Origin of the sequence: Streptomyces sp. NPDC102406 (assembly GCF_044765725.1) — a bacterium.
Lineage (GTDB): Bacteria > Actinomycetota > Actinomycetes > Streptomycetales > Streptomycetaceae > Streptomyces.
Window position 1 is genome coordinate 989,129 of the sequence record NZ_JBIWKP010000001.1, and the last position, 26,655, is coordinate 1,015,783.

Genomic DNA, 26,655 nt, shown 5'->3' on the forward strand with positions numbered 1-26,655 from the left:
CGACCGCTGAGCTCCCTCGGACGGCCTGTGGGGGCCGCACTGCCGCTTGCGGGCGACGGCGGGTAACCTCCGGTGCATGTCCCGCCATGTCGCGATCGTCACCGATTCAACGGCCTACCTGCCGCAGCGGACGATGGAGGACCACGGCATCACGGCCGTCCCACTGACCGTGGTCCTGGGCGATCGGGCGCTGGAGGAGGGTACGGAGATCTCCGCCCGCTCGGTCGCCGAGGCGCTGCGCAAGCGCCGCTCGGTGACGACGTCGAGACCCAGCCCCGAACTGTTCGCCGAGACCTACCGCAAGGTCGCCGAGTCCGGCGCCACCGGCATCGTCTCGCTGCACCTGTCCGCCGAGTTCTCCGGGACGTACGACGCCGCGGTCCTGGCCGCGCGCCAGGCGCCGGTCCCGGTGCGGGTCGTGGACACCGGGATGGTGGCGATGGCCCTCGGTTTCTGCGCGCTCGCCGCGGCGGAGGCGGCCGACGCCGGTTGTGCCGTCGACGAGGCGGTGACGGCGGCGGAGAAGCGGGCCGCGGGCACCTCCGCCTACTTCTACGTCGACACGCTGGACTATCTGCGCCGCGGCGGGCGGATCGGCGCGGCGCAGGCGCTGTTCGGCTCCGCGCTCGCCGTCAAGCCGCTGCTGCAGTTGGACGGTGGCCGCATCGAGCTCATGGAGAAGGTCCGGACGGCGTCGAAGGCGATCGCGCGGTTGCAGGAGATCGTCGCCGAGCACGCGGGCCGCGGGCAGGTCGACATCGCCGTGCACCACCTGGCGGCGCCCGAGCGGGCGGAGGCGCTGGCCGGATGGCTGCGGGAGCGTGTGCCGGGCCTCGGGGAGCTGCATGTGAGCGAGGTCGGGGCGGTGATCGGGGCGCATACCGGGCCCGGACTGGTGGGGGCTGTGGTGTCGCCCCGGTCCTAGGGGTGGGCGAACCGGGGCGGGAGCCTGCGGGGCGGGAGCCGTGAGGCGGGAGTGGGTGACCGAGTTATCCACAACTGCGGGGTTGTCCCCGGGAATTGACCAAGATCCACCGGTGCGTCGCGGGCTGTCTACCGTCTCGTGACATGGCACTTCGATCACTGTCCCGAACAGCACAGGCAGCCAGTGGGCCGGGGCGCGCCCCCGGGTCCGACAGCCGCACCCGACACCGGCAAGTCGTCCGTCGGCGTACGCGACGCAGGCAGCTCGCGGCGGAGCGGACGCGGTTGCGCGCGCAGGCGTTGTTCGCGCCGCCGCGTGCGGCGCCTTCATGGGCGCCTGTGCCCGAGCCCGAGCCCGAGTCCGGGCTCGATCGCGGGCGTGAGGCCGATCGGGAACCGGGGCAGCCGTGGCGGGAGCGGGCCGGGCTCGCCGTGCGTGACCGGTTGCCGCTGTGGGTCCGGACGCGGTGCGGGATCGAGCGTCGCGGCGCGCTGGCGCTGCTCGTCGTCCTCGGTGTGGCGGCGCTCTTCGCGGCACAGCATTTCTGGACGGGCCGTACGCAGCCGGTGAAGGCGCCGGAAACGGTCCGCGCCGTGGCGCCGGAAAGGGGAGCGCCGTCCGGTGTTCCGTTCTCCTCGGAAGCGCCGGAGGCCGGAACGGGGGCGGGGCCGGGGGCGCCGCGCGGTGCCCCGATCGTCGTGGACGTCGGCGGGAAGGTGCGCAGGCCCGGCGTGCGGCGGCTCCCTGCCGGGGCACGGGTGGCGGACGCGTTGCGGGCGGCCGGTGGGGTCCGCCCCGGCGCGGACATGGCGGGGCTCAACAGGGCGCGGCTCCTGACCGACGGCGAACAGATCCTGGTCGGCGCGCCGGCGGCCCCCGCAGCCGCGCCACCGACCGGCCCCGCGGGGACTCCGGCCGCGGGACCGATCGGCCTGAACACGGCCACGCCGGAACAGCTCGACACCCTCCCGGGCGTCGGCCCGGTGCTGGCCCAGCACATCCTGGACTACCGCACGGAACACGGCGGCTTCCGCTCCGTCGACGAACTGCGCGAGGTCGACGGGATCGGCGACCGCCGCTTCGAAGACCTGCACGACCTGGTGCGGCCATGAGTCCCGCACCGTCGGCCCCGCCCGGCCGACTCGGCGAGGCGAACCCGCGCCAGGAGGAGCCGCTGGACCTACGGATGGTGCCGCCCGCCCTGGCGGCGTGGCTGACAGCGACCGCCACGCTGATGGCGCCGACGAGCTGGGCGGCGGCCGTGGCGGTGGTCTGCTCGGTCACGGGGCTGGCGCTGCTGGCGGGGAGGCGGGTCCCGGAGCGGGGGCGGGCTCCGAGGCGGGTCCCTGAGCAGGGGCAGACGCAGAGGCAGGAGGCTGCGCGCCCGGCCCCCTCCTGGCGAGGTCCGTCCGCCGCGGTGCTGTTGCTCTGTGTCGGCGCGGCGGCGGCCTCCGCCGGGTTCCACGGGGCCGATCTGCGCAGGGGGCCCGTGCCCGTACTCGCCGGGCAGCACGCGCGGGTGAGCGCCGAGTTGGAGGTCACCGCCGATCCGCGGGTCACCCGGCCCCGGGTCACGGGGGATCACACGGCACCGGCTGCCGTGCTCATCGAGGCGGATGTCGTACGGGTGACGGCGCCGGACGGGACGGTCTCGCGGACCCGCGCACCGGTTCTGGTGGTCGCGGAGGCGCGCGGCAGCCCGTGGCTGTCCCTGCTGCCGACCACCCGGCTCCAGGTCGGGGGCGGGCTCTCGCCGCCGCTGAGGGAGGGGGACCCGATCGCCGCGGTGTTGCGCGTCGAACGGAGCGAGCGACCACGTCTGACGGCGGGTCCGAGCGGGCCGCAGCGGCTGGCCGGGGCGCTGCGGGCCGGGCTGCGCGAGGCGACGGACGGTCTGCCGGGGGACGCGCGGGCGCTGTTGCCGGGCCTGGTGGTCGGCGACACGGCGCGAGTCACACCGGAGTTGCACGCGGCGTTCCAGGACACCGACCTGCTCCATTTGATGGCGGTCAGCGGAGCCAACTTCACCATTCTGCTGGCGCTCTTGATCGGCCCGCCGGGCATCGCGCACAGAATCGAGCGGCGCGGACTCGCGCCCAGGGTCGGGTTGTCGCTCAGGGCGACGGCGCTGCTGGGCGGGGCGCTCACGCTCGGGTTCGTCGTGCTGTGCAGGCCCGAGCCGAGCGTGTTGCGGGCGGCGTCGTGCGGGGTGATCGCCCTGCTGGCCATCGCGACGGGGCGCCGCAGGTCGCTGATCCCGGCGCTGGCCACAGCGGTGCTGCTGCTCGTCCTGTACGACCCGTGGCTGGCGCGGAGTTACGGCTTCCTGCTGTCGGTGCTCGCCACCGGCGCCCTGCTGACGCTGGCCCCGCGCTGGAGTGCCGGACTGCGGCGACGCGGTGTCCCGGTGCGGCTCGCCGAGGCGCTGGGGGCCGCCGGGGCCGCGCAGGCCGTGTGCGCGCCCGTCGTCGCCGTGCTGGCCTCGCGGGTGAGCCTGGTGGCGGTGCCCTGCAATCTGCTCGCGGAGTTCGCCGTGGCACCGGCGACGGTGCTGGGGTTCGCCGCTCTCGCGACGGCGCCGGTGGCGATGCCGGTGGCCGAGTTCCTCGCCTGGTGCGCCGGTTGGCCCGCGGGGTGGATCGCGGACATCGCGCGGACCGGGGCGGCACTGCCCGGCAGCGGCGTGGACTGGCCCGGCGACTGGCGCGGCGCGGTGCTGCTCGCACTCGGCACGGTGGTGGCCGTGCTGGTGGGGCGCAGGGTGCTCAGATCGCCCTGGGCCGTGGCGGCCTGCGTGCTGCTGCTGTTCCTCGTGGTGGTACGGCCGCCGCCGCTGACCCGGGTCATCACGGGGTGGCCGCCGCCGGGCTGGCGGCTGGTCATGTGCGACGTCGGGCAGGGCGACGCGCTGGTGCTCGCGGCGGGGGACGGGGCAGGGGTCGTGGTGGACGCCGGACCCGATCCGTTGCTCGTGGACCGGTGTCTGCGCACCCTCGGCATCACCGAGGTGCCGCTGCTGCTGCTCACGCACTTCCACGCGGACCATGTGGCGGGCCTCGCCGGGGTGCTGCGGGGGCGTTCCGTCGGGATGATCGAGACGACCGGGTTCGAGGAGCCGGTGGACCAGGCGGCGTTCGTCCGGCGACTGGCCGCCGAGCGCGGGGTCCCGGTGGTCAGGGCGGCGGCGGGGGAGCGTCGGCGCGCGGGGCCGCTCGGCTGGGAGGTGCTGTGGCCGACGCGGCCGATGTCGGTACCGGACGGCCCGAACGACGCGAGCGTCAGCCTGCTCGTGCACACCGCGGGGCTGACCATGCTGCTGCTCGGAGATCTCGAACCGGCGGCGCAGCGGGCCTTGTTGCGGACCGGCGAAGGGGCCCGGCTGCCCCCGGTCGACGTGCTCAAGGTCGCGCATCACGGCTCGGCGTACCAGGATCCGGAGCTGTTGCGCCGGGTCGCGCCCAGGATCGCGTTGATCTCCTGCGGGGCCGACAACCCGTACGGGCACCCGGCGCCGCGCACGGTGGCGACGTTGCGGGCGCGCGGCGCGGCCGTGCTGCGGACGGACCGGGGCGGGGCGATCGCGGTCGTAAGCGGCGAGGGCGCCAAGGACAGCGGTCAGGGGTTGGGGGTGGCGCGGAGTGAGGGCTGACGCCGCCGAGAGCGTCGCGCCCGGCAGGGGGACGGCTCTGGGCCCGTGTTGCCCCGAAAGCCGCATAGGTGATCGAATACCACTTCGTTCAATCGGCAACGAATCACCGTCGTCGATGTCAAGGCGCACTGGGGTGGGTAGGTCATGTTCGGCCGCTGGCTGGGAAACCGCACGAACCGGGTTCAACGGGCACATCCGCTGGCGGCGGTGACGCTGCCGCCCCATGCGGGGGTGGTGAGCTGCCGGATCCTGGACCCCGTCGACGAGCCGGTACGGGACGCGGAGCTGGCGGTGAGCGACGCGATGGGGCGCAAGGTCGTCACCGGGGGGACCGACCCGTTCGGGTCGTTCATGACGACCGTACCCGCAGGCGACTACCGGCTGGCCGTCTCGGCGGAGGGGTACGCCCCGTTCCACGGCGGCGTCACGGTCACGGAGAAGGGGCACGCCGCACTCGGCGACGTCACGCTCCAGGTCGCCCAGCCGCCGCAGTTGCCCGCGCCGGGCGACTGGGAGATCGAGCCGACGCACTCCTCGATCGCGTTCACGGCACGACACATCGGGCTCGCGCGGATCCACGGCCGGTTCAACACCTTCGCGGGCGCGCTGCGGGTGGCCGACCGCATCGAGGAGTCCGCGATACACGTCGTCATCGACGCCGGGTCCATCGACACGAACGTGCGGATGCGCGACGACCACCTGCGGTCGGCGGACTTCCTGGACGTCGCCCGGTTCCCGACGCTGGAGTTCTACGGCGAACGCTTCGCGCACCGGGGCGGCAGCCGCTGGGCGGTCACCGGGGCGCTCTCGCTGCACGGGGTGACGCGGACGGTCACTCTCGACGCGGAGTACCTGGGGCTCGGCAACGGGATGGAGGGCGAGGCCCGGGTCGCCTGCCGCGCCACCGCGGAGTTGCACCGCGACGACTTCACGGTCAGTTGGCAGACGATGCTCGCACGGGGCATCGCCGTCGTCGGCTCCAGCGTCAAGATCGACCTCGACGTGCAGCTCACGCCCAAGAGCTGAGGCGCGCGTACGACAGCTCAGCCCAGGAGCCGAGGCGCGTACGGCGGCAGGGGGCGCATGGCGGAAAATGAGGGCGTGAGCGATGTGAGACACGTACTGGTGCTGCCCGACCGTGACGCCGCGGAGGAGGCCGCCGAGGCGCTGGGGGAGCGTTTCGGCGTGGCCGATGAGCCGCAGCTCGTCCGGGACGCGCTGGCCGGTGAGGACGACGCCGAGGACGCGCAGTGGCTGGTCGTGGTCGAGGACCCGCGGGGTCGGCTCGATCCGGGGGAGCTGGACGAGTTCGCGGCCGGTTGGGACGGCTGGCGGGAGGAGCCCTGAGGACGGCTTTCGTCCTTCCCTGACCTGCGGGGTCGGCTCGACCCGGGGGAGCTGGACGAGTTCGCGGCCGGTTGGGACGGCTGGCGGGAGGAGTCCTGAGCACCGCTTCCGTCCTTCCCTCTCCTGGCCGGCGGGGTCGGCTCGATCCGACCGAGCTGGACGAGTTCGCGGCCGGCTGGGACGGCTGGCGGGAGGAGCCCTGAGGACGGCTTTCGTCCTTACCTCTCCTGGCCGGCAGGGTTGTCAGTGGGCCGTGGGATGCTTGACCGCGATGGCCAGGAAGACTGCAAACGACGATCCGCTCGCCCCGCTCACCCTCGCGGTGGGCCAGGAGGACCTGCTGCTCGACCGCGCGGTGCGGGAGGTCGTGTCGGCCGCCCGCGCCGCCGACCCGGACACCGACGTGCGCGATCTCAGCTCCGACCAGGTGCAGCCCGGCACGCTCGCCGAGTTGACGAGCCCGTCGCTGTTCGCCGAGCGCAAGGTCGTGGTCGTACGCAACGCGCACGACCTGTCGGCGGACACCGTCAAGGACGTGAAGGCGTACCTCGGCTCGCCCGCCGAGGAGATCACCCTCGTGCTGCTGCACGCCGGGGGCGTCAAGGGCAAGGGGCTGCTCGACGCGGCGCGCAAGGCCGGTGCCCGCGAGGTCGCCTGCCCGAAGATGACCAAGCCGGCGGACCGGCTGGCGTTCGTGCGCGGGGAGTTCCGCACGCTGGGGCGGTCCGCGACGCCAGAGGCGTGCCAGGCGCTCGTCGACTCCATCGGCAGCGACCTGCGGGAGCTGGCGTCGGCCGTGACCCAGCTCGTGGCCGACATCGAGGGGACGATCGACGAGGCCGTCGTCGGGCGGTACTACACGGGCCGGGCCGAGGCGTCCAGCTTCACCGTGGCCGACCGGGCGGTGGAGGGCCGGGCCGCCGAAGCGCTGGAGGCCCTGCGGTGGTCGCTCTCGACCGGGGTCGCGCCCGTGCTGATCACCAGCGCGCTGGCGCAGGGCGTCCGGGCCATCGGCAAGCTGTCCTCCGCGCGCGGCGGTCGCCCCGCTGACCTGGCGCGGGAGCTCGGGATGCCGCCCTGGAAGATCGACCGGGTGCGGCAGCAGATGCGCGGCTGGACGCCGGACGGCGTCTCCGTGGCCCTGCGCGCCGTGGCCGAGGCCGACGCCGGGGTGAAGGGCGGCGGGGACGACCCGGAGTACGCGCTGGAGAAGGCGGTGGTCACGATCGCGAGGGCCGCGCGTTCACGGGGCCGGGCGTAGGAACGCCGAAGACACCCGCACACCTGTACCCCGTACGCCCGCCCTCCCCCGCACATATGCCGAAGCCCCGCCCCCTGAACAGGGGGGCGGGGCTTCGGATCAAGCTGGTGGTGAGCCCACACCCGCGTGGCGAACGCAGTCGCGTGCGGGCTCGGGGTGCCGGTCGGGGGCGGATGAGAGAGGGCCCGCCCGGGTCCTTCCGGCGTCAGTCGGATCAGCTCCCGGACTCGACGTCCGGGAAGAAAGAAAAGGGTCAGCCCTTGAGCGCGGCGACCTTGGAAGCAAGCGCCGACTTCTTGTTGGCGGCCTGGTTCTTGTGGATGACACCCTTCGAGACGGCCTTGTCGAGCTGACGCGCGGCAGCGCGCTGGTACTCGGTGGCCTTCTCGATGTCACCCGCGGCAGCGGCCTCGCGGGCCTTGCGGACCGCGGTCTTCAGGGAAGACTTGACGGACTTGTTGCGCAGCCGAGCCTTCTCGTTGGTCTTGATCCGCTTGATCTGGGACTTGATGTTCGCCACGAAATGAGCCTTTGCAGGTTCAGGCACGGGGCCGGTGAAGGTCCCGTACCGATGATTTTCACTGAGTGTGTGTCTCCTGCTGAGAGGGCATGAGGCACAGCCGCCCACGGTACCAGCCGTACTCCCGGCGGCCCAAACCGGTGCCAGTACCACGGCCGTGGGACCATGGAAGCTACGTATCGATCCGACCCGAGGCATAAGGCGCCTCAAGAGACAGGACCCTGCGTGCCCGCGATCCCTAACAATGTGCCCGAGCCGAGCCGTACCGACCCGGCGCTGCTCCGCAATTTCTGCATCATCGCGCACATCGACCACGGCAAGTCCACGCTCGCCGACCGGATGCTCCAGTTGACCGGGGTGGTCGAGCAGCGGCAGATGCGCGCTCAGTACCTCGACCGCATGGACATCGAGCGCGAGCGCGGCATCACGATCAAGTCCCAGGCGGTGCGACTGCCCTGGGCCCCCACCGAGGGCCCGGACCAGGGCAGTACCCACATCCTCAACATGATCGACACCCCGGGCCACGTGGACTTCACGTACGAGGTCTCGCGCTCGCTCGCCGCGTGCGAGGGCACCGTCCTGCTCGTCGACGCCGCCCAGGGCATCGAGGCCCAGACCCTCGCCAACCTGTACCTGGCGATGGAGAACGACCTCAAGATCATCCCGGTGCTCAACAAGATCGACTTGCCGGCGGCCCAGCCCGAGAAGTTCTCCGAGGAGCTGGCGAACCTCATCGGCTGCGACCCCGACGACGTCCTCAAGGTCTCCGCGAAGACCGGCATGGGCGTCGAGGCGCTGCTCGACAAGGTCGTCGCCGAGATCCCCGCGCCGGTCGGCGTCGCCGACGCCCCCGCCCGCGCGATGATCTTCGACTCGGTCTACGACTCGTACCGCGGTGTGGTCACGTACATCCGTGTCATCGACGGCCAGCTCAACAAGCGTGAGCGGATCCGGATGATGTCGACCGGCGCCACCCACGAACTCCTGGAGATCGGCACCAACTCGCCCGAGATGCTGGCGGCCGACGGCCTCGGCGTCGGCGAGGTCGGCTATCTGATCACCGGTGTGAAGGACGTCCGCCAGTCCAAGGTCGGTGACACGATCACCAGCCTGAACAAGGGCGCCACGGAGGCGCTCGGCGGTTACAAGGACCCGAAGCCGATGGTCTTCTCCGGTCTGTACCCGCTCGACGGCTCCGACTACCCGGAGCTGCGCGACGCCCTCGACAAGCTCCAGCTCAACGACGCCGCCCTGGTCTACGAGCCGGAGACCTCGGCCGCGCTCGGCTTCGGCTTCCGCGTCGGCTTCCTCGGGCTGCTGCACCTGGACGTGATCCGCGAGCGCCTGGAGCGCGAGTTCGGGCTCGACCTGATCGCGACCGCGCCGAACGTCGTCTACCGGGTGGTGATGGAGGACGGCAGCGAGCACACCGTCACCAACCCGAGCGAGTTCCCCGAGGGCAAGATCGGCGAGGTCTACGAGCCGGTCGTGCGCGCCACCGTGCTGGCCCCGAGCGAGTTCATCGGCGCCATCATGGAGCTGTGCCAGACGCGGCGCGGTGTGCTGCTCGGCATGGACTACCTCTCCGAGGACCGCGTCGAGATCCGCTACACGCTGCCGCTCGCCGAGATCGTCTTCGACTTCTTCGACCAGTTGAAGTCCAAGACGCGCGGCTACGCCTCGCTGGACTACGAGCCCACGGGCGAGCAGACCTCCAGCTTGGTCAAGGTCGACATCCTGCTGCACGGCGACAAGGTGGACGCCTTCTCGGCGATCACGCACAAGGACGCCGCGTACGCGTACGGTGTGCGGCTCGTCGCCAAGCTGCGCGAGCTCATCCCGCGCCAGGCCTTCGAGGTGCCGATCCAGGCCGCGATCGGTTCCCGGGTCATCGCCCGCGAGACCATCCGCGCCATCCGCAAGGACGTCCTCGCCAAGTGCTACGGCGGTGACATCTCCCGTAAGCGGAAGCTGCTGGAGAAGCAGAAGGAGGGCAAGAAGCGGATGAAGATGGTCGGCTCCGTCGAGGTGCCGCAGGAAGCCTTCATCGCCGTGCTCTCCAGCGACGACAACGGTGGCGGCAAGGGCAAGAAGTAACGCCCCGGGCCTGTGATCAGGCCCTGAGCGATCATCGTGACACCACGGAAGCGGTGGCTCCGGCGCGCACACACGCGGCGGGTCCACCGCTTTTGTGTGGGCCCTGTGTGCGCCGGGGCCGCTGGGACCACCCGGGGGAAGTTCACGGCCGGAGCCTCTTACGCGGCGGGCGAGCGCCCCTTACGCTGATCACTGCTCAATGGTTACTCGCCAGTTAAACAAGCCGCGTTTCAACAGTCGCGGGCCCCGGAGGACGTCGTGAGCGACACACAGACCCTGATCGAGAACCGGCCGCCCTCCGTGGCGACCCTCTTCCTCGAGCGCGTGGCGGCCACACCGGATGCCGAGGCCTACCGCTATCCGGTGCCCAGCCCCTCCGGCGCGGGCCCCGACGACTGGAAGTCCCTGAGCTGGGCCCAGGCCGCCGAGCGGGTCCACGCCATCGCCGCCGGCCTCGTCGAGCTGGGTCTGCGGCCCGAGGAGCGGGTGGCGCTCGCCTCCTCGACGCGGGTCGAGTGGATCCTCGCCGACCTCGGCATCATGTGCGCGGGCGCGGCGACGACGACCATCTACCCGCAGACCAACGCCGAGGAGTCCGCGTTCATCCTCGCCGACTCCGAGTCGAAGGTGCTGGTCGCCGAGGACGCCGCGCAGCTCGCCAAGGCGCGGGAGAAGCGGGCCGAGCTGCCCGAGCTGAGGCACGTCGTGGTGATCGACGCGACCGGGGTCGAGCCCGACGCCGCCGACCCCGACGGCTGGCTGCTCACCCTGGCGGAGCTGGAGGCGCGCGGCGCCGCGTACCTGGAGAAGAACCCGGACGTCGTCACCGAGCGGGTCGCGGCGATCGCCAAGGACCAGCTCGCCACCCTCATCTACACGTCCGGGACGACCGGCCGGCCCAAGGGCGTCCGGCTGCCGCACGACAACTGGTCGTACATGGCCAAGGCGACCGTCGCGACCGGGCTGATCACCAGCGAGGACGTGCAGTACCTGTGGCTGCCGCTCGCGCACGTCTTCGGCAAGGTGCTGACCAGCGGCCAGATCGAGGTCGGGCACGTGACGGCGGTCGACGGCCGGGTCGACAAGATCATCGAGAATCTGCCGATCGTGCAGCCGACGTACATGGCGGCCGTGCCGCGCATCTTCGAGAAGGTCTACAACGGGGTCGCGGCCAAGGCCCGGGCCGGTGGCAACGCCAAGTACAAGATCTTCCGGTGGGCGGTCGGTGTCGCCCGCGAGTACGCGAAGGTCAGCCAGGACAACTTCCGCCGTACGGGTGTCGCCTCCGTGCCGTTCGGGCTCGCCTCGAAGCACAAGGTCGCCGACGCGCTCGTCTACAGCAAGCTGCGCGAGGCGTTCGGCGGGCGGCTGCGCGCCTGTGTCTCCGGCTCCGCGGCGCTCGCCCCCGAGATCGGCTACTTCTTCGCCGGCGCGGGCGTGCACATCCTGGAGGGGTACGGGCTGACCGAGTCGTCGGCCGCGTCCTTCGTCAACCCGGGTGAGGCGTACCGGACCGGCACCGTCGGCAAGCCGCTGCCCGGCACCGAGGTGCGGATCGCGGACGACGGGGAGATCCTGCTGCGCGGCCCCGGCATCATGGAGGGCTACCACCGGCTGCCCGACAAGACCGCCGAGGTGCTGGAGAGCGACGGCTGGTTCCACACCGGCGACATCGGCGAGCTGTCCGTCGACGGCTATCTGCGGATCACCGACCGCAAGAAGGACCTCATCAAGACGTCGGGCGGCAAGTACATCGCGCCGGCCGAGGTCGAGGGCCAGTTCAAGGCCGTCTGCCCGTACGTGTCCAACATCCTGGTGCACGGCGCCGACCGGAACTTCTGCACCGCGCTCATCGCGCTCGACGAGCCTGCCATCCTGGAGTGGGCCAAGGAGAACGGGCTCAGCGGCAGGTCCTACGCGGACGTCGTCGCCGCCCCCGCGACCGTGCAGCTCATCGAGGGCTACGTACGCGAGCTGAACGAGGGCCTCCAGCGCTGGCAGACCATCAAGAAGTTCAAGCTGCTGCCGCGCGACCTCGACGTGGAGCACGGCGAGCTGACGCCGAGCCTGAAGCTGAAGCGGCCCGTCGTCGAAAGGGAGTACAAGGAGCTGCTCGACGAGATGTACGCCGGGACCCGCGAGGGCTGAGCACGCGCGGGGCGCCCCGGTCAGGGGCGCCTCATCGTGCGCAGGGTCTCCTCCATCCGCGTCAGGTGGTGGCGCAGTTCCCGGACGTCGGGGTCGGAGGCCTCCGACAACTGGTGCTCGATCGAGGTCATCCGGGACGTCAGCGCCTCGAACTGCTTCTGCTCGCGGGCCAGCAGATGCTCCAACTGCTGGGTCTTGCGGTGCAGATCCAGGAAGACCGTGACCTTCGCCCGCAGCACCCAGGGGTCGAACGGCTTGGTCAGGTAGTCGGCCGCGCCCGTCGCGTAACCGCGGAAGGCGTACCCGGCGTCGGAGTCCGTGCCCGTGAGGAAGATGATCGGGACGTCCTTCGTCTGGTCCAGGCGCTTGATGTTCGTCGCCGTCTCGAAGCCGTCCATGCCCGGCATCCGGATGTCGAGCAGGACGACGGCGAAGCGGCGGCGCAGCAGCGCCTTCATCGCCTCCTCGCCCGAGCGGGCCTTGACCAGCGGTTCGTTGAGCGATCCGAGGACGGCTTCGAGCGCGACCAGATTGTCTTCCATGTCATCGACCAGGAGGATGCTCGCCCGAGCGTCCGAAGCCTGAGGTGCAGTGGTCATGATGCGGGTCCCTCATTCGATCGTCGGCGGGACGGCGGGTTCGTTCCCGCTCTCCTGCCTCGGCGGAGCGGTGGGTTCGCCCGTGTCGGCGCCCTCAGGGGCCAGGAGAGCGCACACGACAGTCAGCAACTGGTCGACGTCCACCGGTTTGGGAACGTAGTCGTTGGCGCCCTTGGCGATCGATTTCTCGCGGTCGCCGGGCATGGCCTTCGCGGTGAGGGCCACGATGGGCAGTCCCGCCCACCGGGTGGTCCCGCGGATGACGGAGATCGTCTCGTAGCCGTCCATCTCGGGCATCATGATGTCCATCAGGACGAGCTCGATGTCCGGGTTGCGCTCCAGGGTCTCGATGCCCTCCCGCCCGTTCTCCGCGTAGAGGACGGGCATGCCGACGCGGCCGAGCACATGGGTGAGCGCGAAGACGTTACGGATGTCGTCGTCGACGATGAGCACGCGGCGCCCCGGCAGCACCTCGCCCGCGAGGCCGGTCTTCCACCGCTCCAGCTTCGTCGGCGCCGGCCAGTTGTCCTCCTGCTCGTGGATCGTGTACGAGTCCGCGGAGTCGTCCACCTGCGCGGGGATGCGCGCGGGGGGCAGCGGCGCCGGATCGGCCTCCGGGGTGTCGGCCACCGGCTCGTGCCCGGGATGGACCACAGGAACGTACAGCGTGAACGTGGAACCCTCGCCCGGTTCGCTCTCGGCGATGATCCGGCCGCCGAGCAGACCGGCGATCTCCCGGCTGATGGAGAGACCGAGGCCCGTGCCGCCGTACTTGCGGTTGGTGGTGCCGTCGGCCTGCTGGAACGCCTCGAAGATGACGGGCAGCTTGTCGCGGGCGATGCCGATGCCCGTGTCGGAGACGGCGAAGGCGATCAGGTCCTCGCTCTCGCGCACGAACTGGCGCTCCGGGTCCTTGATCCGCTTGACCCGCAGCTCGACCTTGCCGTTCGCCGTGAACTTGATCGCGTTCGACAGGAGGTTGCGCAGGATCTGCTGGAGACGCTGCTCGTCGGAGAAGACCTCGCGCGGCACGTCCTCGCCGACCGCCACCTCGAAGGCGAGCCCGCGGTCGAGGGTGATGGGGCGGAACGTGGCGTGCACGTAGTCGAGCAGCTTGATGAGGGGCAGCTTCTTGGGGCGTACGTCCATCCGGCCGGCCTCGATCTTCGACAGGTCGAGGATGTCGTTGATGAGCTGGAGCAGGTCCGAGCCGGAGCGGTGGATGGTCGTCGCGAACTGGACCTCCTGGTCGTTGAGGTGGCCGTCCGGGTTGTCGGAGAGCAACCGCGCCAGGATGAGCAGGGAGTTGAGCGGGGTACGCAGCTCGTGCGACATGTTGGCCAGGAACTCCGACTTGTACTGGGAGCTGGTCGCCAACAGGGCCGCCTTCTCCTCCAGCTCGGCGTTCGAGCGCTGCAACTCGGCCTGCTGACGCTGGAGTTCGTCCGATCGCTCCTGCAACTGCGTCGCCAGGCGCTGGGACTCGCCGAGCAGGGACTCGGTGCGGGAGTTGGCGATGATGGTGTTGATCGCGACGCCGATCGTGTTCACGAACTGGTCGAAGAAGGCCAGGTGGACATCGGAGAAGCGGGAGAAGGACGCCAGCTCGATGACGCCGAGCAGCTTGTCCTCGAAGAGGATCGGGATGATGACGACGGAGGCCGGGGCCGCTTCCCCCAGACCACTGTTGATCTTGATGTAGTCCGGCGGTGCCTCCTCCACCAGGATGCGCTTCTTCTCCAGTGCCGCCTGCCGTACGAGTCCGTGGACCGGCATCCCCCCGGTGTCCACGACCAGCGCCGCCGCCGATCCGTACCCCGCGATGTAGGCGAGCCCCTTGGTCGGGATGGACGTACGGATCGGGGTGTCGCCCTCGTCCGGCTCGGCCAGGAAGAAGGCGCCGTACTGCGCGTTCACCAGCGGGGTCAGCTCGCGCAGGATCAGGTCCGCGACCTCCATCAGGTCCCGGTGGCCCTGCATCAGCGCCGCGAGCCGCGCCAGGTTCGACTCCAGCCAGTCCTTCGCGCGGGTCGTCTCGCGGAGGTTGGCCACCATCAGGTTGATGTTGTCCTTCAACTCGGCGACCTCGCCCTGCGTCTCCACCGCGATGGAGCGCGACATGTCGCCCTGGGTCACCGCGGACGCCACCTCGGCGATGGCGCGGACCTGCGTGGTCAGGTTCGACGCCAGCTCGTTCACGTTCGTCGTCAGGCGCTTCCAGGTGCCGTAGACGCCCTCGACGCGCGCCTGGCCGCCGAGCCGGCCCTCCGAGCCGACCTCGCGGGCCACGCGGGTGACCTCGGAGGAGAAGGAGGACAGGGTGTCCACCATCGTGTTGATGGTCGTCTTCAGCTCCAGGATCTCGCCGCGCGCGTCGACGTCGATCTTCTTGGAGAGGTCACCCTGCGCCACCGCCGTGGCGACCTGCGCGATGTTGCGGACCTGCGAGGTCAGGTTGTCCGCCATGTAGTTGACGTTGTCGGTGAGGTCCTTCCAGACGCCGGAGACGCCGTGCACCGTCGCGCGACCGCCGAGCCGCCCGTCGGTGCCGACCTCGCGGGCCACGCGCGTCACCTCGTCGGCGAAGCCGCGCAACTGCTCCACCATCGTGTTGACGGTGTCCTTCAGCTCCAGGATCTCGCCGCGCGCGTCGACCGAGATCTTCTTGGAGAGGTCGCCCTGCGCCACCGCGGTGGTGACCTGGGCGATGTTGCGGACCTGCGAGGTCAGGTTCGACGCCATGAAGTTCACGTTCGCCGTGAGGTCGTTCCACACGCCGGCGACGCCGCGGACCTGGGCCTGACCGCCCAGGTTCCCTTCGGTGCCGACCTCGCGGGCGACGCGGGTGACCTCGTCGGCGAAGGCGGAGAGCTGGTCGACCATCGTGTTGATCGTCGACTTGAGCTCCAGGATCTCGCCCTTCGCCTCGACCGTGATCTTCTTGCCCAGGTCGCCCTGGGCCACCGCCGTGGAGACCAGGGCGATGTTGCGGACCTGCGAGGTCAGGTTGTCCGCCATGAAGTTGACGTTGTCGGTGAGGTCCTTCCAGACGCCGGAGACGCCGCGGACCTGGGCGCGTCCGCCGAGCTGCCCCTCGGTGCCGACCTCGCGGGCGACGCGGGTGACCTCGTCGGCGAAGGCGGAGAGCTGGTCGACCATCGTGTTGATCGTCGACTTGAGTTCCAGGATCTCGCCCTGCGCGTCGACCGTGATCTTCTGGCTCAGGTCGCCGTTGGCCACCGCGGTGGTGACCTGCGCGATGTTGCGGACCTGCGAGGTCAGGTTCGACGCCATGAAGTTGACGTTGTCGGTGAGGTCCTTCCAGACGCCGGAGACGCCGCGGACCTGGGCGCGTCCGCCGAGCTGCCCTTCGGTGCCGACCTCGCGGGCGACGCGGGTGACCTCGTCGGCGAAGGCGGAGAGCTGGTCCACCATCGTGTTCACGGTCAGCTTCAGTTCGAGCAGTTCGCCCGTCGCCTCGATCGTGACCGTACGGGTCAGGTCGCCCCGCGCCACCGCCGTCGTCACCAGCGCGATGTCCCGCACCTGGGCCGTCAGCCGGGACGCCATCGTGTTGACCGCCTCGGTCACGTCCCGCCAACTGCCCGACAGACCCTGCACCTTCGCACGGCCACCGAGCCGGCCCTCCGTGCCGACCTCGCGGGCCACCCGGGTCACCTCCCCCGTGAAGAGGGACAGTTGATCCACCATCTTGTTGACGGCGCGGCCGAGACGGCGCAGATCGCCCCGGAGCTGCCGGTTGCCGTCGTGCAGGTCGACGCGTTGCGTCAGGTCGCCGCCCGCCACCGCGTCGAGCACGCGCGTGGCGTTGGCCGCCGGGGCGACCAGGGCGCCGATGATCGTGTTCACGTCGTGGATGCGGGTGGCCCACGCCCCCTGGCCCGGACTCGCCTCCAGGCGCTCGTCGAGCCGGCCGTGCCGGACGATCTCCCGGCGCACCCGGGTGAGCTCCGCGCTGTAGTGCACACTCCGGTCGATGAGCTGGTTGAAGACGGCGACCAGCTCGCCGACCATGCCTTCCCCGCCGTCGGGGAGGCGGGTGAAGTTGCCGTCGCGGGCGGCCGAGAGAGCGGCCAGCAAGGGACGGAGATCAGGAGGCCGGATCACGTCGCCCTCAAGCCCGTTCCGATGCATACGCATAGCATTGTTCTCACTCATTGCGGCCCGCTTCGGTAACTCGATGCTTATGAGCGTGGTCAGTCTGTCACTCTGTTCGTGTCGACTGAGGCGTCTTTGCCCGAACTGCTCAGGAGCCGAACGTGGGGTCCATTCCTACCCAGCGGGAAACCACCTTCAGCGACGGGGACGTAGCGGACCATCCGTACGAGGGACCGGTCCTGGTGCGCACGTCGCTGCCGGGCAACCCCCTCGCGCCCGCGGCCGCCCGCCGCTTCCTCGAGGCGGCCCTCGCCGACTGGACCCACCGGGCCCTGCCCGCCGCCGCCGGGCTCGGCGAGCGGCTGGCCGGCGACGCGGTCGTCGTCCTGAGCGAACTCGTCACCAACGCCGTGGTCCACGCCGGGACCAGCGTGGACCTGCTGTGCCGCCTGGACGAGGCGACCGCCCACGGCGCCCCCGCCGGGCTCGTCGTCGAGGTCACCGACCACCACCCGGCCCGCCCCGTGCGCAGCCACCAGAACTTCGGCTCCGCCGAGACCCGGGAGTTCGGCCGCGGCCTCCAGCTCGTCGCATCGCTGGCCGAGGCGTGGGGCATCACCTACCGGCCCGGCGTCAAGACGGTGTGGGCCCGGCTGGTCCCGGACGCCCTGGAGGACGTCGGGAGCGACCCGGCCGTGCACTCCGCCGTACGCGCCCTCGAGCGCGGCCTGCGCGCCTCCGAGCTCCTCCCGTCCGACACCGGGCGCCTGTCGGACGACCGGGAGTGGGTCAACCGCGGCGCCCTCTCCTTCCTCGCCGAGGCCTCCGACCTCCTCGCGGGACAGCTCGACGAGGACATGGTCGCCGCGATCGTCGGCCAGCTCCTCGTGCCCCGGCTCGCCGACTGGTGCGCGATCTGGTTCTACGACGAGGAGGGCCGCGGCCTGCCCGGCACCGCCGACCACGATCTGCGGGGCGGCGCCGACCCCATGCCCGCGCCCCGGCTCGCCCGCGTCTGGCACTCCCACGAGAACCGCACCGAGGAACTACGGCGCATTCTGGAGAAGGAACCACCGCGCCTGCCCGATGCCGCCCGCACCGCGCCCGTCCCCATGCCCTGGCCCTTCGAGTCCCGCGGTGGCACAGGATCCGACCAGAGCGGCTCCGCCCTCGCCTACCGGCTCATGGTCGGCGGGCGCAGCCTCGGCGTCCTGCTCATCGGCCGCGCCAACCTGCTCCGCTTCCCCGACGAGATCACCGGGCTCGTGGAGGACTTCAGCCGCCGGGTCGCCCTCGCCGTCAGCGCGGCCCGCCGCTTCACCCGACAGGCCACCATCAGCCGCATCCTCCAGCGCGGCCTGCTGCCCACCTCCATCGCCGAGATCCCCGGCATGCGCAGCGCCCTCGTCTACGAGCCCAAGGAGGCGGGCGGCCCCGGCGGCGACTTCTACGACGTCTTCCCCGCCGGGGACGGCCGCTGGTGCTTCGCGCTCGGCGACATCCAGGGCAAGGGGCCCGAGGCCGCCGTCGTGATCGGACTCGTCCGGCCCTGGCTGCGGCTCCTCGCCCGCGAGGGGTACCCCGTCGCCCAGGTCCTGGACCGGCTCAACCGGCTGCTGCTCGACGACGCCACCGAGGCCGCCGACGCCGCCGCCCGCGCTCTCGCCGCGGCCGGCGGCCAGGGCATCCCGCCGGAAGGTTCCAGCTCCCGCTTCCTCTCCCTCCTCTACGGCGAACTGACACCGGCCGACAACGGGGTCGGGGTCGTCTGCACCCTCGCCTCCGCGGGGCATCCGCTGCCGCTGTTGATGCGCCCCGGCGGCGAGGTCGCCACGGCCGCCTCACCGCAGGTGCTGCTCGGCGTCGTCGACGACCCGGACTACACGAGCGAGACGTTCGAGCTGCTGACCGGCGACACCCTGCTGTGTGTCACGGACGGCGTGACCGAGCGGCGCTGCGGCCACCGCCAGTTCGACGACGGGGACGGCCTCGCGCAGGCCCTCGCCGGGTGCGCGGGACTGACCGCGCAGTTGCTCGCCGAGCGCATCCGGCGTCTGGTGCACGCCTTCGCGGACGCTCCGCCGGACGACGATCTGGCGCTCCTGGTCCTCCAGGCGCTGTGACGGTTCGGCAGGCGGGACAATGGGGGCATGCCTTCCGCACTCCCCGACGGCGAGCCCGTCCCCGACGACGGGGCGCTGCCCGCCTCCGCGCTCGCCGGCGCCGCCGACCGGCCCCTCGGTTTCTATCTGCACGTCCCGTACTGCGCCACGCGCTGCGGCTACTGCGACTTCAACACGTACACGGCGACCGAGCTGCGCGGCTCCGGCGGCGTGCTCGCCTCCCGGGACAACTACGCGCGGACCCTCGTCGAGGAGATCCGGCTCGCGCGCAAGGTGCTCGGGGACGACCCGCGGCCGGTGCGGACCGTGTTCGTCGGCGGCGGTACGCCCACGCTGCTGGCCGCCTCCGACCTCGTGGCGATGCTGGCGGCGGTCCGGGACGAGTTCGGGCTCGCGGACGACGCGGAGGTGACCACCGAGGCGAACCCGGAGTCCGTCGACCCGGCCTATCTGGCGGAGCTGCGGGCCGGCGGCTTCAACCGGGTCTCGTTCGGCATGCAGAGCGCCCGGCAGCACGTGCTCAAGATCCTCGACCGTACGCACACGCCCGGACGCCCCGAGGCGTGCGTCGCCGAGGCGCGGGCGGCCGGGTTCGAGCACGTCAACCTGGACCTGATCTACGGCACGCCCGGCGAGAGCGACGACGACTGGCGGGCCTCGCTGGACGCCGCCCTCGCCGCGGGCCCGGACCACATCTCCGCGTACGCGCTGATCGTCGAGGAGGGCACGCAGCTCGCCCGGCGGATCCGGCGCGGCGAGGTGCCGATGACCGACGACGACGTGCACGCCGACCGGTATCTGATCGCCGACGAGGCGATGGCGGCGGCCGGGTTCGACTGGTACGAGGTGTCGAACTGGGCGACGTCCGAGGCGGCCCGCTGCCTGCACAACGAGCTGTACTGGCGCGGGGCCGACTGGTGGGGCGCAGGGCCCGGAGCCCACTCCCACGTCGGCGGGGTGCGCTGGTGGAACGTGAAGCACCCCGGGGCGTACGCCGCCGCGCTGGCGGCCGGGACGTCACCCGGGGCGGGGCGTGAGGTGCTGGCCGACGAGGACCGGCGGGTCGAGCGGATCCTGTTGGAGCTGCGGCTCCGGGAGGGGTGTCCGTTGTCGTTGCTCCGGCCCGCCGGGCTCGCTGCTGCGCGGAAGGCGGTCGGGGACGGGTTGCTGGAGGCTGGGCCGTTCGCCGAGGGGCGGGCCGTGTTGACCCTGCGGGGGCGGTTGCTGGCCGACGGGGTCGTCCGGGACCTGGTCGACTGAGGGGAGCCGCCGCCGCAGCGCCGTAGGGGGTACGGTCCCGTCCCGGCGCGCGGGTCGTGGGTGGTTGCTCGCGCGGTTCCCCGCGGCCCTGGCGGGGCGGTCCTTCTCGGGGCTCAGGCTTCCGGGGTCGTCACGAAGTCGATCAGCTCCTCGACCCTGCCCAGGAGTTCGGGCTCCAGGTCGCGGTAGGAGTGGACCCGGGACAGGATGTGCTGCCACGCCTCGCCGGTGTTGGCCACGCGCCAGCCGAGGGCGCGGCACACGCCCGTCTTCCAGTCCTGGCCGTGCGGGACGCGGGGCCAGGACTCGATGCCGAGCGAGGACGGCTTCACCGCCTCCCAGATGTCGATGTACGGGTGGCCGACCACCAGCGCGTGCTCGCTCGTCACCGACTGCGCGATGCGCCACTCCTTCGTACCCGGGACCAGATGGTCGACCAGGACGCCGAGCCGCGCGTCGGGGCCCGGGGCGAACTCCGCCACGATCGCCGGGAGGTCGTCGACACCCTCAAGGAACTCCACCGCCACACCCTCGATGCGCAGGTCGTCGCCCCAGACCCGCTCGATGAGCTGCGCGTCGTGCTTGCCCTCCACGTAGATGCGGCCCGCGCGCGCGACCCGGGCGCGGGCGCCGGGGACCGCGAGGGAGCCGGACGCCGTGCGGGTGGGGCGCACCGGGCCGCCGGTGGCGGGGCGTACCAGCGTGACGACCTTGCCCTCCAGCAGGAAGCCGCGCGGCTCCATCGGGAACGCGCGGTGCTTGCCGAAGCGGTCCTCCAGGGTCACCGTCGGGCCCTGCGCCGTCTTCTCGACGCGGACGACCGCGCCGCAGAAGCCCGTGCTGACCTCCTCCACGACGAGGTCCGGCTCGGCCGGGATCTCGGGCGCGGGCTTGTTCCGCTTCCAGGGGGGAGTGAGGTCGGGGGTGTACTGGCGCATTCGGCTGACGATAGGAGAAGCGTCCTCGCCGGTCCTACGACACGCCGAAGCGGGCCGCCAGTGTGGCGCGTTGCTCGCGGACGAACTCCGCATTCACCGTCGAACCGTGCCCCGGTACGTAACAGGCGTCCTCGCCGCCGAGGGAGAGCAGCCGGTCGAGCGCCGCGGGCCACCGCCGCCCGGCCGCGTCCGGTCCCGCCTGGGGTTCGCCCGATTCCTCGACCAGGTCGCCGCAGAAGACGATCTCCGGGCCCGGGGAGGGTTCGGAGACCAGGACCGCGAGGTCGTGGCCGCTGTGGGCGGGCCCGACGTTGGCGAGCAGCACCTGGACGCCGCCGCCCAGGTCCAGCGTGCGCTCGCCGCAGACGCGATGGCGCGGGACGACGAGGAGGTCCGCCGCCTCGGCCGCCAGATCGGGGTCGAGGCCGTGCCGCACGGCGTCGGCGCGGAGCGCGTCGGCGCCCTGCGCGAACACGGTGTCGATGCCCGCGGCCCCGTAGCTCTCGACGCCGGCGAACGCCGCCGTCCCGAAGACGTGGTCGAAGTGCGGATGGGTGAGTGCGACGTGCGTCACACGTCCGTGCGCGCCCAGGAGGCGACGGGTGTCCTGCCGCAGCCGGACGCCCTCCCGAAGTGAGGATCCCGTGTCGATCAGCAGGGCGGCGTCCTCGCCCACGACGAGCCCCGTCGTGCAGTCCCAGCCGGGCAGCCGCACCCGCCCCACCCGGGGCGCCAGCTCCTCCCAAAACGCCGACTTCCAGTCGATACCCGCCGAGCTCCGCGCGTTCGTCCCGCTTTTCATGGGGCTGACGCTAGCGGCCTTGCCGGGTCCGTACCCACCGGCCGTACACTGAGCCGGGGACGATTGGCACTCGCGCGCAGCGAGTGCCAAAACGAGAAAGATCGATCGCAGCGGGACAGTTGCTGGAGGTGTGCGCCGATGCTCAGTGAACGCAGGCTCGAAGTGCTGCGCGCCATCGTCCAGGACTACGTCGGCACCGAGGAGCCGGTCGGTTCCAAGGCGCTGACCGAGCGGCACAGCCTGGGCGTCTCACCGGCGACGGTGCGCAACGACATGGCTGCCCTGGAGGACGAGGGGTTCATCGCCCAGCCGCACACCAGTGCCGGGCGCATCCCCACCGACAAGGGGTACCGCCTCTTCGTCGACAAGCTCACCGCGGTGAAGCCGATGACCGCGCCCGAGCGGCGCGCCATCCAGAACTTCCTGGAGGGCGCCGTCGACCTCGACGACGTCGTCGGACGTACCGTGCGGCTGCTCGCGCAGCTCACACGGCAGGTCGCGGTCGTCCAGTACCCGTCCCTCACGCGGTCGACCGTGCGCCATGTCGAACTGCTCGCGCTCGCGCCCGCCCGGCTCATGCTCGTCCTGATCACGGACACCGGGCGCGTCGAGCAGCGGATGATCGACTGTCCGGCGCCGTTCGGTGAGGCGTCCCTGGCCGACCTGCGGGCGCGGCTCAACGCGCGCGTGGCGGGGCGCCGGTTCACCGACGTACCGCAGTTGGTGCAGGACCTGCCGGAGGCCTTCGAGACGGAGGATCGCGGCACGGTCTCGACGGTGCTCTCCACCCTTCTGGAGACGCTCGTCGAGGAGACCGAGGAGCGGCTGATGATCGGCGGAACCGCCAATCTCACCCGCTTCGGGCATGACTTTCCCCTCACCATCCGGCCCGTCCTCGAGGCCCTTGAGGAGCAGGTCGTGCTCCTCAAGTTGCTTGGTGAGGTGGGTGATTCGGGCATGGCCGTACGGATCGGTCACGAGAACGCCCACGAGGGACTCAACTCCACGTCCGTCGTGTCGGTCGGCTACGGTTCGGGCGGCGAGGCAGTCGCCAAGCTCGGCGTGGTCGGACCGACCCGCATGGATTACCCGGGAACGATGGGAGCAGTACGCGCAGTGGCACGTTACGTCGGACAGATCCTGGCGGAGTCGTAAGTGGCCACGGACTACTACGCCGTACTCGGCGTGCGCCGCGACGCTTCCCAGGACGAGATCAAGAAGGCCTTCCGCAGGCTGGCCCGTGAGCTTCACCCGGACGTGAATCCGGACCCGAAGACGCAGGAGCGGTTCAAGGAGATCAACGCCGCCTACGAGGTGCTCTCCGACCCGCAGAAGAAGCAGGTCTACGACCTCGGCGGTGACCCCCTCTCGGGTTCCGGCGGGGGCGGCGCGGGCGGCTTCGGAGCCGGTGGCTTCGGGAACTTCTCGGACATCATGGACGCGTTCTTCGGGACCGCGTCGCAGCGTGGCCCCCGGTCGCGTACGCGCCGCGGCCAGGACGCCATGATCCGGCTGGAGATCGAGCTGGACGAGGCCGCCTTCGGCACCACCAAGGACATCCAGGTCGACACGGCCGTCGTCTGCACGACGTGCAGCGGCGAGGGCGCGGCCCCAGGGACCTCCGCGCAGACCTGCGACATGTGTCGCGGGCGCGGTGAGGTCTCGCAGGTCACCCGGTCCTTCCTCGGCCAGGTCATGACGAGCCGGCCGTGCCCGCAGTGCCAGGGCTTCGGCACCGTCGTGCCGACGCCGTGCCCCGAGTGCGCCGGTGACGGCCGCATCCGGTCGCGGCGCACACTGACGGTGAAGATCCCGGCCGGTGTGGACAACGGGACGCGGATCCAGCTCGCGGGCGAGGGTGAGGTCGGCCCCGGCGGCGGCCCCGCCGGTGACCTGTACGTGGAGATCCACGAGCTGCCGCACCCCGTCTTCCAGCGGCGCGGCGACGACCTGCACTGCACCGTGACCATCCCGATGACGGCGGCGTCCCTCGGCACGAAGGTGCCGCTGGAGACGCTCGACGGCATGGAGGAGGTCGACATCCGGCCCGGCACCCAGTCCGGGCAGTCGGTCCCGCTGCACGGGCGCGGCATCACGCACCTGCGCGGCGGCGGTCGCGGCGACCTCATCGTGCACGTCGAGGTGCTGACGCCGCAGAAGCTCGACCCCGAGCAGGAGCGGCTGTTGCGGGAGCTGGCGAAGCTGCGCGGGGAGGAGCGGCCCACGGGGCAGTTCCAGCCCGGCCAGCAGGGCCTGTTCTCACGGCTGAAGGACGCGTTCAACGGGCGGTGAGCCCGTAGGTCGCCGCGAAGGGGTCCGGGGTCTTCCCGGGCCCCTTCGCGGCGATTCGGTCGTCCGGGGACTCCGTGGCACGATGCCGGTATGTCCTCCGCGGTGACCGATCTCTGCCCCTGTCCGATCGTGCAGGCCCCCATGGCGGGGGGCGCGTCCTGCCCCGAACTCGTGGCCGCCGTGTCCGAGTCGGGCGGGCTCGGGTTCCTCGCCGCCGGGTACAAGACGGCCGACGGGATGTACCAGGAGATCAAGCAGGTGCGGGGGCTGACCGGGCGGCCGTTCGGCGTCAACCTGTTCATGCCGCAGCCCGAGCACGCGGACCCGGCCGCGGTCGACGTCTACCGCCATCAGCTCGCCGGTGAGGCCGGGTGGTACCAGACGCGGCTCGGCGACCCCGACAGCGGACGCGACGACGGGTACGACGCCAAGCTCGCCATCCTTCTCGACGACCCGGTCCCCCTGGTCTCCTTCACCTTCGGCTGCCCCACGCGCGAGGTGACCGAGGCGCTGCGCGGCGTGGGCACCCGCACCGCCGTCACCGTGACGACCGTGGAGGAGGCGCTCGCCGCCCGGCGCTCCGGCGCCGACGCCGTCTGCGTCCAGGGCATCGAGGCCGGCGGCCACCAGGGCACGCACCGCGACAACCCCGAGGCCGACGGCAGCGGCGTCGGCCTCCTCGCGCTGATCGCCCAGGTACGGGAAGCGGTGGAGCTGCCCATCATCGCGGCGGGCGGGATCATGCGGGGCGCCCAGATCGCCGCCGTGCTCGCCGCCGGGGCCGATCTCGCCCAGCTCGGCACGGCGTTCCTCGTGACACCCGAGTCGGGCGCGCCCGCACCGCACAAACAGGCCATGACCGATCCGCTGTTCACCCGGACGGAGCTGACCCGGGCCTTCTCGGGGCGGCCCGCGCGCGGGCTCGTCAACCGCTTCATGCGCGAGCACGGGCCGTACGCGCCCGCCGCGTACCCGGAGGTGCACCACATGACGTCGCCGATCCGCAAGGCCGCCGCCAAGGCCGGTGATCCGCAGGCCATGGCGTTGTGGGCGGGGCAGGGGCACCGGCTCGCCCGGGAGCTGCCGGCCGGGCAGCTCGTCGAGGTCCTCGCCGCCGAACTCCTCGCCGCCAAGGCCGCGCTCGCCCAGGGCGGTGCCGCGTGACCGCGCCGGTGTTCGTGGTCGACGGCCCGGTGCCGGACGACCGCACCTACGTCCTGGACGGGGCCGAGGGGCGGCACGCCGTCTCCGTGAAGCGGCTGCGGGCCGGGGAGGCCCTGGTGCTGACGGACGGGCGCGGGGCGTGGAGCGAGGCGGTCGTCACCGCGGCCGAGGGCAAGGACCGGCTGGTCGTCGAGGCCGGACCGGCCCGCGTCGAGGAGCCCGAGCAGCCCCGGATCACCGTGGTGCAGGCCCTGCCCAAGGGCGATCGCGGTGAACTCGCCGTGGAGACCATGACCGAGACGGGCGTCGACGCGATCGTGCCGTGGGCCGCCGCGCGGTGCATCACGCAGTGGCGCGGTGAGCGCGGCACCAAGGCCCTGGCCAAGTGGCGGGCCACCGCGCGCGAGGCGGGCAAGCAGTCGCGCCGGGTCCGCTTCCCCGAGATCGCGCAGGCGGCGTCCACGAAGGAGGTCGCGGCGCTGCTCGCCGCGGCGGACCTCGCCGTGGTGCTGCACGAGGACCGTGACGCGCCCAGCGCCGCCCTGGCCTCCGCGAAGCTCCCCACGAGCGGGGAGATCGTGCTGGTCGTCGGGCCCGAGGGCGGGGTGTCACCGCAGGAGCTGGAGGTGTTCGAGGCGGCCGGGGCCCGGGCGTTCCGGCTCGGGCGCAGCGTGCTGCGGACGTCGACGGCGGGGACGGCGGCGGTGGCCCTGCTGCTGGGCCGCACCGGCCGCTGGGGCTGACACTCTGGCCGCAAGCGCTCTACCGGGCCGGTGAAGAGAGTGGCATCCTGCCGGGCATGGGGGAATTGCGACGGATCAGCAGGCAATTGCGAAGGTCGCGCACCTCGCGGGTGCTGGCAGCGGGCGGTGTCGCGGCCCTCGTGGTCACCGGCGCGGTCGCGTGCCAGCCGGTCGACGGCGAGCTGAACACGGTCACGGTCGCCGCCACCACCGACAGCCAGGCCACCCAGGAGCTGACCCGGACCCACGCCGAGGTCGCCTGGCTGAGCTGCACCGGCACCTACAGCACAAGCTCCACGCCCAGCAGCTCCTCACCCAGCGAGGTGAGCGTGGACTGCCGGGGCAAGACCAAGGACGGCAAGGACATCACCGTCAAGGGGCAGGTGTACGGGGTCGTGCCCGACAAGTGCGTGCGCGGCGACGTGATCGCCCGGGTCGACAACAAGGTCTGGTTCCGCGTCCAGGTCCTCGGCAACTGCGCGGCGACGAACACCACCACGTACCCGCCCGCGCCCCCGCCCGAGGAACCCGCGCACCAGGAACCGCAGCCCGGCGCCACCCGCACCGTGACCGAGACCGTCACCGTCCGCGAACCCGACCCCAACTGCTCCTGCTTCGAGGGGAAATGACGCGAGGGCTGACGCGCGGCACGCCGCGAATTTAAGGTG

The 26,655-nt window shown here is 71.8% G+C and carries 20 protein-coding genes; 15 read left to right on the forward strand and 5 right to left on the reverse strand.

Features of this window, described 5'->3' with window-relative positions; translation table 11 throughout:
• Positions 1-76 precede the first annotated feature (76 nt).
• The 6 genes from ACIRF8_RS04595 to holA all read left to right on the forward strand — a co-directional run bounded on the left by ACIRF8_RS04595 (position 77) and on the right by holA (position 7,182).
• On the forward strand, positions 77-925 hold the full coding sequence (locus ACIRF8_RS04595) for a DegV family protein (protein WP_404210769.1): 849 nt from the start codon (positions 77-79) through the stop codon (positions 923-925).
• A gap of 143 nt (positions 926-1,068) precedes the next feature.
• Positions 1,069-2,037: a helix-hairpin-helix domain-containing protein gene (locus ACIRF8_RS04600; protein ID WP_404210771.1), complete on the forward strand. Its 969-nt coding sequence runs from the start codon at positions 1,069-1,071 to the stop codon at positions 2,035-2,037.
• A complete protein-coding gene (locus ACIRF8_RS04605) occupies positions 2,034-4,574 on the forward strand; it encodes a ComEC/Rec2 family competence protein (RefSeq protein ID WP_404210773.1) in 2,541 nt (846 codons plus the stop codon). The genes ACIRF8_RS04600 and ACIRF8_RS04605 overlap by 4 nt, the downstream gene beginning before the upstream one ends.
• Positions 4,575-4,718: 144 nt before the next feature.
• On the forward strand, positions 4,719-5,600 hold the full coding sequence (locus tag ACIRF8_RS04610; protein WP_404210774.1) for a YceI family protein: 882 nt from the start codon (positions 4,719-4,721) through the stop codon (positions 5,598-5,600).
• A 57-nt stretch (positions 5,601-5,657) separates the two neighbouring features.
• Complete coding sequence (locus tag ACIRF8_RS04615) at positions 5,658-5,921, forward strand: hypothetical protein (RefSeq protein WP_404210775.1); 264 nt, start codon at positions 5,658-5,660, stop codon at positions 5,919-5,921.
• A 271-nt stretch (positions 5,922-6,192) separates the two neighbouring features.
• On the forward strand, positions 6,193-7,182 hold the full coding sequence (gene holA, locus ACIRF8_RS04620; RefSeq protein ID WP_404210776.1) for a DNA polymerase III subunit delta: 990 nt from the start codon (positions 6,193-6,195) through the stop codon (positions 7,180-7,182).
• Between the two features lie 253 nt (positions 7,183-7,435).
• On the opposite strand, the gene rpsT is transcribed toward holA, so the two are convergent.
• Complete coding sequence (gene rpsT / locus ACIRF8_RS04625) at positions 7,436-7,702, reverse strand: 30S ribosomal protein S20 (RefSeq protein WP_404210778.1); 267 nt, start codon at positions 7,700-7,702, stop codon at positions 7,436-7,438.
• Between the two features lie 225 nt (positions 7,703-7,927).
• Between rpsT and lepA the strand changes: the two genes are divergently transcribed.
• Together lepA and ACIRF8_RS04635 are read left to right on the forward strand one after the other, a co-directional pair.
• On the forward strand, positions 7,928-9,799 hold the full coding sequence (gene lepA, locus ACIRF8_RS04630; RefSeq protein WP_404210779.1) for a translation elongation factor 4: 1,872 nt from the start codon (positions 7,928-7,930) through the stop codon (positions 9,797-9,799).
• Positions 9,800-10,057: 258 nt separating this feature from the next.
• Positions 10,058-11,947: an AMP-dependent synthetase/ligase gene (locus ACIRF8_RS04635; protein ID WP_404210781.1), complete on the forward strand. Its 1,890-nt coding sequence runs from the start codon at positions 10,058-10,060 to the stop codon at positions 11,945-11,947.
• A 20-nt stretch (positions 11,948-11,967) separates the two neighbouring features.
• Here the strand turns inward: ACIRF8_RS04635 and ACIRF8_RS04640 are convergent, their stop codons facing one another.
• Positions 11,968-12,546, reverse strand: a complete 579-nt coding sequence (locus ACIRF8_RS04640; protein ID WP_404210783.1) for a two-component system response regulator — start codon at positions 12,544-12,546, stop codon at positions 11,968-11,970.
• Positions 12,547-12,558: 12 nt separating this feature from the next.
• Entirely contained in the window at positions 12,559-16,701 is a 4,143-nt protein-coding gene (locus tag ACIRF8_RS04645; RefSeq protein ID WP_404210785.1) for a HAMP domain-containing protein, read from the reverse strand.
• A 125-nt stretch (positions 16,702-16,826) separates the two neighbouring features.
• On the opposite strand from ACIRF8_RS04645, the gene ACIRF8_RS04650 reads away from it, so the two are divergent.
• Both ACIRF8_RS04650 and hemW read left to right on the forward strand, forming a co-directional pair.
• Positions 16,827-18,788 (forward strand): SpoIIE family protein phosphatase, encoded by a 1,962-nt coding sequence (locus ACIRF8_RS04650; protein WP_404210787.1) that lies wholly within the window; start codon positions 16,827-16,829, stop codon positions 18,786-18,788.
• Positions 18,789-18,815: 27 nt separating this feature from the next.
• Entirely contained in the window at positions 18,816-20,048 is a 1,233-nt protein-coding gene (gene hemW / locus ACIRF8_RS04655) for a radical SAM family heme chaperone HemW (RefSeq protein WP_404210789.1), read from the forward strand.
• Between the two features lie 113 nt (positions 20,049-20,161).
• On the opposite strand, the gene ACIRF8_RS04660 is transcribed toward hemW, so the two are convergent.
• Both ACIRF8_RS04660 and ACIRF8_RS04665 read right to left on the reverse strand, forming a co-directional pair.
• Positions 20,162-20,986 carry a DUF3097 domain-containing protein gene (locus ACIRF8_RS04660; RefSeq protein ID WP_404210791.1) on the reverse strand — a complete coding sequence of 275 codons (825 nt, stop codon included), beginning with the start codon at positions 20,984-20,986 and terminating at the stop codon, positions 20,162-20,164.
• 34 nt (positions 20,987-21,020) lie between these two features.
• A complete protein-coding gene (locus ACIRF8_RS04665) occupies positions 21,021-21,788 on the reverse strand; it encodes an MBL fold metallo-hydrolase (protein ID WP_404210793.1) in 768 nt (255 codons plus the stop codon).
• A gap of 138 nt (positions 21,789-21,926) precedes the next feature.
• On the opposite strand from ACIRF8_RS04665, the gene hrcA reads away from it, so the two are divergent.
• From hrcA to ACIRF8_RS04690, 5 genes are all read left to right on the forward strand, one after another.
• Complete coding sequence (gene hrcA, locus ACIRF8_RS04670; protein ID WP_404210795.1) at positions 21,927-22,943, forward strand: heat-inducible transcriptional repressor HrcA; 1,017 nt, start codon at positions 21,927-21,929, stop codon at positions 22,941-22,943.
• Entirely contained in the window at positions 22,944-24,080 is a 1,137-nt protein-coding gene (dnaJ, locus tag ACIRF8_RS04675) for a molecular chaperone DnaJ (RefSeq protein ID WP_404210797.1), read from the forward strand.
• 90 nt (positions 24,081-24,170) lie between these two features.
• Complete coding sequence (locus ACIRF8_RS04680) at positions 24,171-25,244, forward strand: nitronate monooxygenase (protein WP_404210799.1); 1,074 nt, start codon at positions 24,171-24,173, stop codon at positions 25,242-25,244.
• A complete protein-coding gene (locus ACIRF8_RS04685) occupies positions 25,241-25,987 on the forward strand; it encodes a 16S rRNA (uracil(1498)-N(3))-methyltransferase (protein ID WP_404210801.1) in 747 nt (248 codons plus the stop codon). Before ACIRF8_RS04680 ends, ACIRF8_RS04685 begins: the two co-directional genes overlap by 4 nt.
• A 56-nt stretch (positions 25,988-26,043) precedes the next feature.
• Positions 26,044-26,616, forward strand: a complete 573-nt coding sequence (locus tag ACIRF8_RS04690) for a hypothetical protein (RefSeq protein ID WP_404210803.1) — start codon at positions 26,044-26,046, stop codon at positions 26,614-26,616.
• Positions 26,617-26,655: the final 39 nt, after the last annotated feature.

Coding starts and splice junctions, on each gene's coding strand:
- ACIRF8_RS04595 (WP_404210769.1), top strand. CDS start 77: ATGTCCCGCCATGTCGCGATCGTCACCGATTCAACGGCCTACCTGCCG.
- ACIRF8_RS04600 (WP_404210771.1), top strand. CDS start 1,069: ATGGCACTTCGATCACTGTCCCGAACAGCACAGGCAGCCAGTGGGCCG.
- ACIRF8_RS04605 (WP_404210773.1), top strand. CDS start 2,034: ATGAGTCCCGCACCGTCGGCCCCGCCCGGCCGACTCGGCGAGGCGAAC.
- ACIRF8_RS04610 (WP_404210774.1), top strand. CDS start 4,719: ATGTTCGGCCGCTGGCTGGGAAACCGCACGAACCGGGTTCAACGGGCA.
- ACIRF8_RS04615 (WP_404210775.1), top strand. CDS start 5,658: ATGGCGGAAAATGAGGGCGTGAGCGATGTGAGACACGTACTGGTGCTG.
- holA (WP_404210776.1), top strand. CDS start 6,193: ATGGCCAGGAAGACTGCAAACGACGATCCGCTCGCCCCGCTCACCCTC.
- ACIRF8_RS04640 (WP_404210783.1), bottom strand. CDS start 12,546: ATGACCACTGCACCTCAGGCTTCGGACGCTCGGGCGAGCATCCTCCTG.
- ACIRF8_RS04645 (WP_404210785.1), bottom strand. CDS start 16,701: ATGCATCGGAACGGGCTTGAGGGCGACGTGATCCGGCCTCCTGATCTC.
- hemW (WP_404210789.1), top strand. CDS start 18,816: ATGCCTTCCGCACTCCCCGACGGCGAGCCCGTCCCCGACGACGGGGCG.
- ACIRF8_RS04660 (WP_404210791.1), bottom strand. CDS start 20,986: ATGCGCCAGTACACCCCCGACCTCACTCCCCCCTGGAAGCGGAACAAG.
- ACIRF8_RS04665 (WP_404210793.1), bottom strand. CDS start 21,788: ATGAAAAGCGGGACGAACGCGCGGAGCTCGGCGGGTATCGACTGGAAG.
- hrcA (WP_404210795.1), top strand. CDS start 21,927: ATGCTCAGTGAACGCAGGCTCGAAGTGCTGCGCGCCATCGTCCAGGAC.
- ACIRF8_RS04680 (WP_404210799.1), top strand. CDS start 24,171: ATGTCCTCCGCGGTGACCGATCTCTGCCCCTGTCCGATCGTGCAGGCC.
- ACIRF8_RS04690 (WP_404210803.1), top strand. CDS start 26,044: ATGGGGGAATTGCGACGGATCAGCAGGCAATTGCGAAGGTCGCGCACC.